Origin of the sequence: Streptomyces sp. SAI-135 (genome assembly GCF_029893805.1) — a bacterium.
In the GTDB taxonomy this organism is placed as follows: domain Bacteria; phylum Actinomycetota; class Actinomycetes; order Streptomycetales; family Streptomycetaceae; genus Streptomyces.
The window spans coordinates 2,333,875-2,346,419 of sequence record NZ_JARXYP010000002.1; the positions used below are offsets into that span (position 1 = coordinate 2,333,875).

The 12,545-nt window shown below is 74.4% G+C and carries 12 protein-coding genes; 8 read left to right on the forward strand and 4 right to left on the reverse strand.

Translation table 11 applies throughout. From position 1 onward, the window contains the following. The first annotated feature begins 95 nt into the window (after window positions 1-95). A complete protein-coding gene (locus M2163_RS15025) occupies window positions 96-1,337 on the forward strand; it encodes a cobyrinate a,c-diamide synthase (RefSeq protein ID WP_280894179.1) in 1,242 nt (413 codons plus the stop codon). Beyond that, window positions 1,322-2,068 carry a precorrin-2 C(20)-methyltransferase gene (cobI, locus tag M2163_RS15030; protein WP_280894180.1) on the forward strand — a complete coding sequence of 249 codons (747 nt, stop codon included), beginning with the start codon at window positions 1,322-1,324 and terminating at the stop codon, window positions 2,066-2,068. The genes M2163_RS15025 and cobI overlap by 16 nt, the downstream gene beginning before the upstream one ends. A gap of 26 nt (window positions 2,069-2,094) precedes the next feature. Here the strand turns inward: cobI and M2163_RS15035 are convergent, their stop codons facing one another. Beyond that, the gene (locus tag M2163_RS15035; RefSeq protein ID WP_280894181.1) at window positions 2,095-2,823 is read right to left on the reverse strand and encodes a ZIP family metal transporter; all 729 of its coding nucleotides are present in this window, start codon (window positions 2,821-2,823) and stop codon (window positions 2,095-2,097) included. Window positions 2,824-2,929: 106 nt separating this feature from the next. Here M2163_RS15035 and cobM point away from each other — a divergent pair, with 106 nt between their 5' ends. Genes cobM through cobC form a run of 6 tightly spaced genes read left to right on the forward strand, consistent with a single transcriptional unit; the run spans window position 2,930 to window position 9,334 of the window. Beyond that, window positions 2,930-3,751 (forward strand): precorrin-4 C(11)-methyltransferase, encoded by an 822-nt coding sequence (cobM, locus tag M2163_RS15040; protein ID WP_280852283.1) that lies wholly within the window; start codon window positions 2,930-2,932, stop codon window positions 3,749-3,751. Continuing rightward, window positions 3,748-5,064 carry a precorrin-6y C5,15-methyltransferase (decarboxylating) subunit CbiE gene (cbiE, locus tag M2163_RS15045; protein ID WP_280894182.1) on the forward strand — a complete coding sequence of 439 codons (1,317 nt, stop codon included), beginning with the start codon at window positions 3,748-3,750 and terminating at the stop codon, window positions 5,062-5,064. Before cobM ends, cbiE begins: the two co-directional genes overlap by 4 nt. Beyond that, a complete protein-coding gene (cobJ, locus tag M2163_RS15050; RefSeq protein ID WP_280894183.1) occupies window positions 5,061-6,752 on the forward strand; it encodes a precorrin-3B C(17)-methyltransferase in 1,692 nt (563 codons plus the stop codon). Before cbiE ends, cobJ begins: the two co-directional genes overlap by 4 nt. Then, window positions 6,749-7,339, forward strand: coding sequence for a precorrin-8X methylmutase (locus tag M2163_RS15055; RefSeq protein ID WP_280852280.1), 591 nt, complete (start codon window positions 6,749-6,751; stop codon window positions 7,337-7,339). Before cobJ ends, M2163_RS15055 begins: the two co-directional genes overlap by 4 nt. After that, on the forward strand, window positions 7,336-8,265 hold the full coding sequence (locus M2163_RS15060; RefSeq protein WP_280894184.1) for a sirohydrochlorin chelatase: 930 nt from the start codon (window positions 7,336-7,338) through the stop codon (window positions 8,263-8,265). The genes M2163_RS15055 and M2163_RS15060 overlap by 4 nt, the downstream gene beginning before the upstream one ends. Beyond that, window positions 8,255-9,334, forward strand: a complete 1,080-nt coding sequence (gene cobC, locus M2163_RS15065) for an Rv2231c family pyridoxal phosphate-dependent protein CobC (RefSeq protein ID WP_280852278.1) — start codon at window positions 8,255-8,257, stop codon at window positions 9,332-9,334. The genes M2163_RS15060 and cobC overlap by 11 nt, the downstream gene beginning before the upstream one ends. Window positions 9,335-9,561: 227 nt before the next feature. Here cobC and M2163_RS15070 read toward each other — a convergent pair whose 3' ends face one another. The 3 genes from M2163_RS15070 to M2163_RS15080 all read right to left on the reverse strand — a co-directional run bounded on the left by M2163_RS15070 (window position 9,562) and on the right by M2163_RS15080 (window position 12,502). Next, the gene (locus M2163_RS15070; RefSeq protein ID WP_280894185.1) at window positions 9,562-10,458 is read right to left on the reverse strand and encodes an SCO1860 family LAETG-anchored protein; all 897 of its coding nucleotides are present in this window, start codon (window positions 10,456-10,458) and stop codon (window positions 9,562-9,564) included. Between the two features lie 136 nt (window positions 10,459-10,594). Beyond that, a complete protein-coding gene (locus tag M2163_RS15075; RefSeq protein ID WP_280894186.1) occupies window positions 10,595-11,686 on the reverse strand; it encodes an amidohydrolase family protein in 1,092 nt (363 codons plus the stop codon). Between the two features lie 24 nt (window positions 11,687-11,710). Further along, on the reverse strand, window positions 11,711-12,502 hold the full coding sequence (locus M2163_RS15080; protein ID WP_280894187.1) for a PIG-L deacetylase family protein: 792 nt from the start codon (window positions 12,500-12,502) through the stop codon (window positions 11,711-11,713). Window positions 12,503-12,545: the final 43 nt, after the last annotated feature.

Below are 12,545 nucleotides of genomic sequence, written 5' to 3' on the forward strand. Positions count from 1 at the left end.
GCTGGTGGCTCCGCTGTTCCTGCACGGGGCACGGGGAGCCGACATCGCCGTCGTCGAGGGCGTGATGGGGATGTTCGACGGGGCCGCGGGCGAGGGTGAACTGGCGTCCACCCGCCCATGTCGCCAAGCTGCTGCGGGCGCCTGTGGTGCTGGTCGTCGACGCCTCGTCGCAGTCCCGGTCCGTGGCCGCTCTGGTGCACGGGTTCGCTTCGTGGGATCCGGAGGTGCGGGTCGGGGGCGTGATCCTCAACAAGGTCGCCTCCGATCGGCACGAGGCGTTGCTGCGGGAGGCGCTGGAGTCGGCCGGGGTGCCGGTGTTCGGGGTGCTGCGGCGGGTGGAACAGGTGGACACGCCGTCCCGGCATCTGGGGTTGGTGCCGGTGGCGGAGCGGCGGGGGAATGCGGTCGACTCCGTCGCGGCGATGGCGGAGCAGGTGCGTGCCGGGTGTGATCTCGAGGGGCTGATGGCGCTGGCTCGGGGCGCCGGTGCGTTGTCCTGTGCGGCCTGGGACGCGGCTGAGGTCCTGGCTTCCTCGCCCCCGCCGCCCCTACCCGTCCCGTCCCCAGGGGCTGCCGCCCCTTCGACCCCGCTCCCGGGGGCGCTGCCCCCGGACCCCCGCTCCTCAAACGCCGGAGGGGCTGAATTGGCGCGAACGCCGGAGCGGATGGATTCGGAGCAGGTCACCCACACAGGGGCGCGGGGAACTGCGCGCCCAGCCCCCACTCAGCCGCACCCACCCGTCGTCGCGGTCGCCGGCGGACCCGCCTTCACCTTCTCCTACGCCGAGCACTCCGAGCTGCTCACCGCGGCCGGTGCCGAGGTCGTCGTCTTCGACCCCCTGCGCGACGAGCAACTGCCGCACAGGACGAGCGGGTTGGTCATCGGGGGCGGGTTCCCCGAGGTCTACGCCGCCGACCTGTCCGCCAACGAACCGCTACGCAAGGCCGTTTCGGCCCTCGCGGAGACCGGAGCCCCCGTCGCCGCCGAGTGTGCCGGGCTGCTGTATCTGTCCCGGGAGCTGGACGGGCAGCCCATGTGCGGGGTGCTCGACGCGTCGGCGCGGATGGCGGAGAAGCTCACGCTCGGGTACCGCGACGCCGTGGCCGTCAGCGACAGTTCGCTGGCTGTCGCCGGGACGCGGATGCGCGGACACGAGTTCCACCGGACCGTGGTGGAGCCGGGGGCGGGGGACGCGGCGGCCTGGGGTGTGCGGGTGCCCCGGCGGCGGCTCGAAGGTTTTGTACAGCGTGGTGTGCACGCGAGTTATCTGCACACGCACTGGGCGTCCGAGCCCGGTGTCGCCCGTCGGTTCGTGGAGAGGTGCCGGACGTCATGAGCAGCAGCAGGTTGGTCGGGGTCGGGGTCGGGCCCGGGGATCCGGAGCTGGTGACCGTCAAGGGGGTCAACGCCCTGCGCGCCGCCGACGTGGTCGTCGTTCCGGTCATGGACACCGGGGAGCGGGGCCGGGCCGAGGCGACCGTGCTGCACTACGTGCCGCAGGAGAAGGTCGTACGGGTCGTCTTCGCCCTCAACGAGCGCACCGATCACGGTCGGCGCGAGGCCGCGTGGGACGCGGCCGGGGAGCGGGTGGCGCAGTTGCTCGCCGCGCACGCGTCCGTCGCCTTCGCGACCATCGGCGACCCCAACGTCTACTCCACCTTCACCTATCTCGCCCACACCATCGGCGCGCTCGTGCCTGGCGTCGTCGTCGAGACGGTGCCCGGCATCACCGCCATGCAGGATCTCGCGGCGCGTTCCGGGGCCGTGCTGACCGAGGGCACCGAGCCGCTGACCCTCGTGCCCGTGACGGCCGGTTCGGCCGTGCTCAAGGACGCGCTCGCCGGGCCCGGGACGGTCGTGGCGTACAAGTTCGGGCGGCAGGCCGCCGAGGTGGCCGAGGCGCTCCGGGAGACCGGGCGGATAGAGGACGCCGTATGGGGATCCGCGCTGGGCCTTGAGGGCGAGTCCATCCGGTCCGCCGCCGAGCTCGACGGGGTTCCCCTGCCGTACCTCTCCACCCTGATCGCGCCCGCGCGGCGGGACGGCACCCGGGGCGGCAAGTTGTGAGGCCCGTCAGAGGGGCGGCGGCCGGGTCAGCCGGCCAGCCCCACCACCAGCCAGATGAAGCCGACGCCCGCGACCGTGCACAGCAGGGTCGAGCGGGCGGGGTGTTCGTGGTGCGCCTCGGGGAGGATCTCGGCCGCCGCGAGATAGAGGAGTGCGCCGCCGAAGAGGCCGAGATAGCCGCCGAGCAGGCCCTCCGGGATGGTCACGAACGACGTCGAGGCGGCGCCCAGCACCGGGGCCGCCGCATCCGCGAAGAGCATGGTCAGCGCTCTGCGGCGGGCGTTTCCGTACAGGCTCGTGATCGTGTACGTGTTGAAGCCGTCCGCGAAGTCGTGGGCCACCACCGCGAGCGCGACCGCCGTGCCCATGCCGCCGCCCACCTGGAAGGCCGCGCCGATGGCCACGCCGTCCATGGCGCTGTGCCCGACCATCGCGGCCGCCGCCGTGAGGCCGACCTCGGGCACCCGGCCGTTGTGCTCCTCGCCGCCGTGCGCGGCCTGGCGGGCGGCCAGCAGGCGTTCCACCAGATGGGCCAGCAGGAAGCCGGTCACGAACAGGAGCAGGGCGGCTGGCACGCCGAAGACCTCGTCGCCGGCCGCGTGCAGCGCCTCCGGCAGCAGGTCCAGGCCGACCACGCCGAGCATCAGCCCGCCGGCCAGGCCGAGGACCAGATGACGGCGGTCGGTCACCCGCTGTGCCGTCCAGCCGCCGGCCAGCGTCATCAGGAACGCGCCGAGCGCGACGAAGACCGCCATAGGGCCTTGGTATCCGATCAACCCCCGTTCGCGCACATCCGGCCACCGCGCCGACCGCGGCCGTAAGACCTTTTTCCGACCTTTTGTGATGAGAGGACCGATTTCCATGGCCGTTGCCCCCACCGGCAAGGTGACCTTCGTCGGTGCCGGCCCCGGCGCCGCCGATCTGCTGACGTTCCGGGCCGCGCGCGCCATCGCCGAGGCCGACGTCGTGATCTGGGCCGCGAGCCTGGTGCAGGCGGAGGTTCTCGAGCACGCGCGTGAGGACGCGGAGATCCTCGACTCGGCGACCATGTCGCTGGAGGACGTGGTCGCCGTGTACGAGCGGGCGCGCGAGGAGGGTCTCAGGGTGGCTCGCATCCACTCCGGGGACCCCGCCCTGTGGGGCGGCACGCAGGAGCAGCTCGACCGGTGCGCCCGGATCGGCATCGCCACCGAGGTCGTGCCCGGGGTCTCCGCCTTCTCGGCGGTCGCCGCGCTCGCGCAGCGCGAGCTCACCATCCCCGAGGTCGCGCAGTCCGTGGTGCTCACCCGGCTCGGCGGCGGCAAGACGCCCATGCCGCCCGGCGAGGAGGTGCGGGAGTTCGCCAAGCACGGCACCACCATGGCGATCTTCCTGTCCGCCGCGCGCAGCGGACAGCTGGTGCGGGAGCTGCTGGAGGGCGGCTATCCGACGTCCACGCCGGTCGTCGTCGCGTACCAGGCGACCTGGCCGGAGGAACTGGTCGTGCGCTGCACGATCGAGACGCTGGAGGAGACCGTCAAGGAGCACAAGCTGTGGAAGCACACGCTGTTCCTGGTCGGCCCGGCGCTGGACTCCGAGGGCACCCGCTCGCACCTCTACCACCCCGGTCACTTCCACGGGTACCGCAAGGCCGACCCGGAGGCCCGGCGGGCGCTGCGGGCGGCGAAGGGCGCCGGGACGTGATCACGGTCGTGGGTACGGGGGTGTCGGCGGCGCCCGCGGAGGCTCTCGCCGGGGCCGGGCTGGTCGTGGGCGGGCGGCGGCATCTGGACGCGGTGGCGGTGCCCGTGGAGGCCGAGCGGGTCGTTCTCGGACCGCTGGCACCGGCGTTGGACGTCATCGAGCGGCATCTCGACAAGGGCAGCCGGGTCGTCGTGCTGGCCTCCGGTGATCCGGGGTTCTTCGGGATCGTGCGGGTGCTGGCGGAGCGGTTCGGGGCGGGGGCGTTGGATGTGCGGCCCGGTGTGTCCTCCGTGGCCGCCGCGTTCGCGCGGGTGGGGGTGCCGTGGGACGACGCGGTGGTGGTCAGCGCGCACGGGCGGGATCTGCGGACGGCGGTGAACGTGTGCCGGGCTCGGCCGAAGGTTGCGGTGCTGACGGGGCCCGGGGCCGGGCCTGCGGAGTTGGGAGCTGCGCTAGGGGGTGCCGGAGAAGGCAGTCGGGCGGCTGCGGTGCCGTCGGGGCTGGTCGCGCCCCGCGGCGGAGCCGCAGATCGATGCAGCCCCGCCCCCCTGGGGCGCGTACTCCTCGTTGCCTCTGCCCTCGGCACCGAGGACGAGCGTGTCGAGCGGGTGACCCCCGCCGAAGCCGCCACCCGGGACTGGGGTTCCGGTGTGAGTGTCGTGCTGTGTCTCGACGAGTCCCGGCTCCTCGGCGGTGTGCGGACGGTTGCCGGACCTCCCCCCGCCCCGTCCCGATGGGCCCTGGAAGAACGCGAGTTCACGCACCGCGACTCGATGATCACCAAGTTCGAGGTGCGGGCGCTCGCGCTCGCGCGGCTCGGGCCGCGGCTCGGGGAGCTGGTGTGGGACGTCGGTGCGGGGTCCGGGTCCGTGGCCGTGGAGTGTGCGCGGCTCGGTGCCGCCGTCGTCGCCGTCGAGAAGGCCGCCGACGGAGTCGAGCGGATCCGTGCCAACGCGGCCTCGCACGGAGTCGACGTCCAGGTCGTCCACGGCTCCGCGCCCGACGCCCTCGCCGGTCTGGACGATCCCGACGCCGTGTTCGTCGGTGGCGGCGGGCGTGAACTGCCCGGGATCGTCGCCGCCTGTGCCCGCCGGGCCCGGCGGAGCGTGGTCGTGGCGATGGCCGCGCTGGACCGGGTGCCGGCCGTGCGCGCGGCCCTCACCGAAGCCGGGCTGGACTGCGACGGCGTACTGCTCCAGTCGTCCCGGCTGGCGCCGCTGCCCGGGGACGTCACCCGGCTCGCGGCGACCAACCCGGTTTTCCTGCTGTGGGGCGTCAGAAACCCCGTGTATCGAGAGGGAGTTGCTCAGTGATCGGCCTTATTTCCGCCACCGCGGCGGGGGCGGCGGCACGTGACCGGCTGGCCGCGGCATGGCCGGACCGCACGCGCGTGTACGACGGACCCGTGGGGGACGCCGTACGGCGGGCGTTCGCGGAGTGCGAGCAGCTCGTGTGCTTCCTGGCCACGGGGGCGGTCGTCCGCCTGGTCGCGCCGCTGCTCGGCGACAAGGCGTCCGACCCGGGTGTGGTGTGTGTCGACGAGGGCGGCCGGTTCGCCGTGTCCCTGGTCGGCGGGCACGGCGGTGGGGCCAACGAACTCGCCCGTGAGGTCGGGGCGTTGCTCGGTGCCGAGCCCGTGGTGACGACGGCGACCGACGCGGTCGGGGTACCGGGCCTTGACACGCTCGGGCTGCCGGTGGAGGGCGCGGTGGCCGCCGTGTCGCGGGCCCTGCTGGACGGGGAGCCCGTCGCCCTGCACAACGAGTCGCGCTGGCCGCTGCCTGCGCTGCCGGTCGCCCCGGAGGGGACGTACGGCATCCGGGTCACGGACCGGCTCGTCGAGCTCTCCCAGCAGGAGGTCGTGCTGCGTCCGCCCACGCTCGTGGTCGGCGTCGGCGCCTCCAAGGGCGCGCCCACCGAGGAGGTGCTGGAGCTGATCGAGGGATCGCTGCGGGAGGCCGGGCTGTCCCCCCGCAGTGTCGCCGCGCTGGCCACCGTGGACGCCAAGGCCGAGGAGCCGGGGATCGTCGCGGCGGCCGAGCGGCTCGGCGTGCCCCTGGTCACCCACACCGCCGAGGAGCTGGCCGCCGTCCAGGTGCCCAACCCGTCGGACGCGCCCCTGGCCGCCGTCGGCACACCGTCGGTCGCGGAGGCCGCCGCACTGATCGGCGGCGGTGAACTCCTCGTCCCCAAGCGCAAGTCCGCCGCCTCCCCCGCCATGGCGACCTGCGCGGTCGTACGGCGTCCCGCGCGCGGCCGGCTCGCGGTCGTGGGACTGGGTCCCGGCGCGCGGGACCTCCTCACGCCCCGCGCGAGGGCGGAGCTCCAGCGGGCCTCGGTGCTGGTCGGGCTCGACCAGTACGTCGACCAGATCCGCGATCTGCTGCGGCCCGGGACCCGGATCCTGGAGTCGGGCCTGGGGGCCGAGGAGGAGCGGGCCCGCACGGCCGTCGAGGAGGCCCGCAAGGGCCAGGCGGTCGCGCTCATCGGCAGCGGGGACGCCGGTGTGTACGCCATGGCCTCCCCCGCGCTCGCCGAGGCCTCCGACGACATCGACGTGATCGGCGTCCCCGGAGTGACCGCGGCGCTCGCGGCGGCCGCGATCCTCGGTGCCCCGCTGGGCCACGACCACGTGTCCATCAGCCTGTCCGACCTGCACACGCCGTGGGAGGTCATCGAGCGCCGGGTGCGCGCGGCGGCCGAGGCGGACATCGTGGTCACCTTCTACAACCCCCGTTCCCGGGGCCGGGACTGGCAGCTGCCCAAGGCGCTCGCGATCCTCGCCGAGCACCGGGAGCCGGCCACGCCGGTCGGGGTCGTACGGAACGCGTCACGGCCGGACGAGTCCGGCCGGCTGACGACTCTGGCCGCGCTGGACCCGGCGACCGTCGACATGATGACGGTCGTGACCGTGGGCAACACCGCGACCCGTGACATCGCGGGGCGCATGGTGACCCCGCGCGGCTACCGCTGGCAGACGTCGGAGGAGGGCTCGCAGTGAACCGTGTCGTGCACCCGATCGAGGTGGAGTCCTACCGGCGGCTGCGCGCCCGCCTGGACACCTCGCACTTCCCGCCGCTGACCCGCGCGGTGGTGGAGCGGGTCATCCACTCGGCCGCCGACCTGGAGTACGCCACCGATCTCGTCATGGACGAGGCCGAGTTGGAGAAGGCGCATGCCGCGCTGCACTCCGGCGCGCCCGTCGTCACCGATGTGGAGATGGTCGCGGCCGGGATCACCCGGCGGGAGACCGTCTGCCGGCTGAGGGACGCCAAGTCGGGTCCCGGGCTGACCCGTTCGGCCCACGCGATCCGGCTCGCCCATGAGCAGGTCGGCCCGGGCGCGATCTGGGTGATCGGCAACGCCCCCACCGCGCTGGAGGAGTTGCTGACCCTGGACGCGGACCCGGCGCTCGTCATCGGACTGCCCGTCGGATTCGTCGGCGCGGTCGAGTCCAAGGCCGCGTTGCGCGAGAGCGGACTGCCCGCCGTGAGCAACGTGTCCGAGAAGGGCGGTTCGGCGGTGGCCTCCGCCGCCCTCAACGCCCTGCTGTACCACCCCACTCACCCCGTCGAGGAGACATCGTGACCACCCCGCCGCCCGCCCTGCTCATCGCCGGTCATGGCACCCGGGACGAGGCCGGAGCCGAGGCGTTCCGCGACTTCGTCCGGGAGCTGGCGGCCCGCCGTCCCGAACTGCCCGTCGCGGGCGGCTTCATCGAGCTGTCCCCGCCGCCGCTGGGCGATGCGGTGGCCGAGCTGGTGGAGCGCGGTGTCCGCCGGTTCGCCGCCGTGCCGCTGATGCTGGTGTCCGCCGGCCACGCCAAGGGCGACATCCCGGCGGCGCTGACCCGCGAGAAGGAGCGCCACCCCGGGATCTCGTACACCTACGGCCGCCCGCTGGGCCCGCACCCGGCGCTGCTGAACGTCCTGGAGCGGCGCCTGGACGAGGCGCTGGGCGCAGGCGAAGGCCGTACGCCGATGGACCGCGCGGACGTGACGGTGCTGCTCGTCGGCCGCGGCTCCACGGACCCCGACGCCAACGCCGAGGTGTACAAGGCGGCCCGGCTGCTGTGGGAGGGGCGCGGGTACGCGGGCGTGGAGACGGCGTTCGTGTCGCTGGCCGCGCCGGACGTGCCGAGCGGGCTCGACCGGTGCGCGGCGCTGGGGGCGCGCAGGATCGTCGTCCTGCCCTACTTCCTGTTCACCGGCATCCTGCCGGACCGGGTCAGGCAGCAGACCGAGGGCTGGGCGGCCGCGCATCCGGAGGTCGAGGTGCGTTCCGCGGACGTCATCGGTCCGGAGCCGGAGCTGCTCGACCTGGTGCTGGAGCGGTACGAGGAGGCCGTCAAGGGCGATCTGCGGATGAACTGCGACTCGTGCGTGTACCGCATCGCGCTGCCGGGCTTCGAGGACAAGGTGGGCCAGGCGCAGCAGCCGCACTTCCACCCGGACGACGACGGCCACCATCACCACCACGGCCACCACCACGGCACCCACTCCCATGCGCACTGACAGCACCCGCAGCGGGGAGGGCCACGACCTGCGGCACCACGGCGACGCCGAGGTGCGGGACGACGGAGCGCTCCTCACGGACCTCGCCGTGAACGTCCGCGCGGACACTCCGCCGGCCTGGCTGCGGGAGCGGATCGCCGGGTCGCTGACCGGGCTCGCCGCCTACCCCGACGGGCGCGCGGCGCGGGCGGCGGTGGCGGCCCGGCACGAGGTGCCCGTGGAGCGGGTGCTGCTGACGGCCGGGGCCGCCGAGGCGTTCGTGCTGCTCGCACGTGCGCTGACGTTCCGTCATGCCGTGGTGGTACACCCGCAGTTCACCGAGCCGGAGGCCGCGCTGCGGGACGCCGGGCACGCGGTCGAGCGGGTGCTGCTGCGGGAGGAGGACGGTTTCCGGCTCGATGCGGCTGCCGTCCCCGAGGACGCCGATCTGGTGATCGTGGGCAATCCGACCAACCCCACGTCGGTCCTGCACCCGGCCGCCGCGATCGCCGGACTGGCCCGCCCCGGGCGCACACTGGTGGTGGACGAGGCGTTCCTGGACGCGGTGCCGGGCGAGCGCGAGGCCCTGGCCGGGCGGACGGACGTGCCCGGACTCGTCGTCCTGCGGAGCCTGACCAAGACATGGGGTCTGGCCGGACTCCGCATCGGTTACGTCCTCGCCGCCCCGGAGACCGTCGCCGAACTGGAGCGGGCCCAGCCGCTGTGGCCGGTGTCCAGCCCGGCCCTCGCGGCGGCCGAGGCGTGCATGGAGCCGCGGGCGCTGGCGGAGGCGGCCCACGCGGCCCACCGTGTCGCCACCGACCGGGCTCATCTCGTCGCCGGGCTGCGGGAGTTCGCCCCGGACGGGCTCCGGGTGGTGGAGCCCGCCGAGGGCCCCTTCGTCCTCGTACGCCTGCCGCGGGCCGCCGAGGTACGACGGCATCTGCGCGACCTGGGGTTCGCGGTGCGGCGCGGGGACACGTTCCCGGGGCTCGGCGAGGAGTGGCTACGGCTCGCGGTACGGGACCGGGCGACGGTCAACTCCTTCCTCCAGGCGCTGGACCAGGCGGTGACGCTGGCCCAGGGCTGAGGCGGATGCCGTCGCACCGGCCCGGACGGCGCCGCGCCCGAGGTCCGGTTCCGTGCGGCAGTGCGGCACCGGGGCTCCCCCTCCGTGCCCCGGTCACCGGCCCTCGTGCGGCACGGTTCCCGGAGTCAGCGGACCCGGCGCGGGTGCCACACCCGTCCCTCCCCTGGGGCGAGGCACCCCGTCGGCCCCGCCCCGGAGGCACCGGGGTCCGGGGTCCGGGGTCCGGATCAGCCTCGGCGGCGGGACACCGCCACCGCTCCCCCGCCTGCCACCAGCAGGGCGATCGCGCCGGTCATGAGGTACGGCGTCAGTGAGCCGGCGCCCGTCTCGGCGAGGCCCGCCTCCTTGGCGGGGCCGCCCTGGGGCTTGACGTCGTCCGCGGGGGGCTCCGGCGCGGCGGGGGCGGGCGGTGCCTCGCAGGTCGCCTCGGCGAGGGTCACGGTGCCCTCGACCTCGGCGACACCCAGCTTCAACGGGTCGACGGAGACGGTGAGTTCGAGCGCGGTGGCGGCGGCCGTGCGCGAGGTGGTCACGTTCTTCGCCAGGTCGAGGCGGACCTCGCCGACCCCGGGCACCTTGACGTCGGTCGGGCCGCCGGCGGTCACCGTGACCTTCTTGCCGAGCACCGTTACCGCGCCGAGGAGGTTCGAGGAGGCGGTGGGGGTCCGGCCCGCCTCGCAGGTCGCCCGGGAGGTGACGCCCTCGATCTCGACGAGGGACAGCAGCGGGAGACCCGGGACGTGGAGCCGGGCGTGGGTGAGACGGGTGGACGCCTCGGCCTTCCCGTCGGTGACCGTCGCCCCGGCGTCGGCCACCTCCGCGGCCAGCACGCTGAACGGCCGCCCCCCGTCCACGCCGTCCAACGTCGCCGTCAGCGTGGTCTGCCGGGCACTGCGGGGTGCCTGGACCTCGTTGAGGGTGACCGCGAGGGGGACGTCGACGGTCTTGTGGAGCAGGCTGACGTCCAGCCCGGTGCGCAGGACGACGGCGCCCGCCCGCCCCTGGTCGCCGGTCGCGTGCGCGGCGCCCGCGCCGGCCAGCGCCGCGGGACCGGCGACGAGGACGCCGGCCGCCGCCACGGTGGCGAGACGGCGTGCGGGCATGCGGAAGTCGGTGCTGTTCAAGGTGGTGGGACCCCCAGAGAGAACTGGCTCGGGACCTCGAAAGGATGTCGCACCGCTCGTCGTTCGACAGCGTTCCCACGGGAGTTCACACGATCGTGGCGTACCCGTGCCCGCTTTCGAGCACCCGTTCGCCTCTCTACTGCACGACCCGGCCGTTCAGTACGACCTGGACCGGGTCGGCCAGCACACGCACGTCCGCGCGGGGGTCCTGTGCGTAGACCACGAGATCCGCCGCAGCCCCCTCCTCCAGCCCCGGCCGCCCCAGCCACTCCCGGGCGCTCCACGTGGTCGCCGACAGGGCGTCCAGGGCGGGGATGCCGGCCTTCACCAGTTCCGCGACCTCCGCCGCGACCAGGCCGTGGGGGAGGGTGCCGCCCGCGTCCGTGCCGACGTAGACCGGGATGCCGGCGTCGTAGGCGCCGCGGACGGTGTCGTAGCGGCGGGCGTGGAGCCGGCGCATGTGGGCGGACCAGGAGGGGAACCGGGACTCGCCGCCGTCCGCCAGCTTCGGGAAGGTGGCGATGTTGACCAGGGTCGGGACGATCGCGACGCCCCGCGAGGCGAACAGCGGGATCAGGTCGTCGGTGAGGCCGGTGGCGTGTTCGACGCAGTCGATGCCCGCCTCGACCAGGTCCTGGAGGGAGTTCTCGGCGAAGCAGTGCGCGGTGACGCGGGCGCCGAGGCGGTGGGCCTCCGCGATGGCCGCCTCGACCGCCTCCCGCGGCCAGCTGGGGGCCAGATCGCCGACCTCACGGTCGATCCAGTCGCCGACCAGCTTGACCCAGCCGTCACCCCGGCGGGCCTCCTGGGCGACGTAGGCGACGAGGTCCTCGGGTTCGATCTCCCAGGCGAAGTTCCTGATGTACCGGCGGGTGCGGGCGATGTGCCGGCCGGCCCTGATGATCTTCGGGAGGTCCTCGCGATCGTCCACCCAGCGGGTGTCGGAGGGGGATCCGGCGTCGCGGATCAGGAGCGTGCCGGCCTCGCGGTCGGTCAGCGCCTGCTTCTCGGCCACGTCCTGGTCGACCGGGCCGTGCGCGCCCAGGCCCACGTGGCAGTGCGCGTCGACCAGGCCGGGCAGCGCCCAGCCCGACACCGTACGGACGTCCTGGGCGGCCACCGGGCGGTCGTAGGAGATCCGCCCGTCGACCACCCACAGTTCGTCCCGGACGTCCTCGGGTCCGGCCAGGATCCGGCCCTTCACGTGCAGCACCGTGCGATCGCTCATGACCGCACCCTAGCCAGCCCGGGGTCACTGCTCCCAGGGCGGTGGTCCCTCGAAGGCGAGCTGGTGGACGTCGAACAGGACCGCCGCCTCGACGCCGAGGGCGGGGCCGCCCCGGCGCGCCGCCCAGGTCAGGAACGGGCGTGGTTCGAAGGCGCCCGCGCCGAGGCCCTTGGTGTACTCGGCGTGCGCGGCCAGGGAGGCGATGCCCCGCTCCAGGGGTTCGCCGGTGACGTCCACGCCGTGGGTGGGGCGGTCGGTGCCGGCGACGGCCACGAAGCGGACCCCGCCCCAGGGTTCGAGGCCCTCCTCGGCGAGTTCGGGGAAGATCCAGCGGTTGCCGGCGTCGCGTGCCGCGTCGAGCGCGGCCAGGCCGACCACGCGGTGGTCGGCCTGGTTGACCACCCCGGCGACCATCCGCACGGTGTACGCACCGGTCACCACGACCTCGGGCCGGTGCCGTCGGATCGCCCGCACGATGTCCCGGCGCAGACCCGGCCCCTCCTCGATCGTTCCGTCCCGGTGGTCGAGGAACTCCACGGTGTCCACGCCCACTTCACGCGCGCCCGCCCGCTCCTCGGCCTCGCGCAGCGGGCCCGCCAGGTCCGGGTGCAGCCCGTCGATGCCCGCCTCGCCGCGGGTGACCAGCAGATAGGCGACCCGTTTGCCCTGGGTCGTCCAGCGGGCCACCGCGGACGCGGTCCCGTACTCGATGTCGTCCGGATGCGCGGCCACGGCCAGGCAGCGCTCCCAGTCCTCCGGCAGCGGGGGCAGGGTGCCGCCCGCTGCGGATCCGCCCGTGTCGTCGAGAGTCGTCATGCCCGAATGATGGCGGTTGTCGGGCTCTGCGGGACAGAGGCGC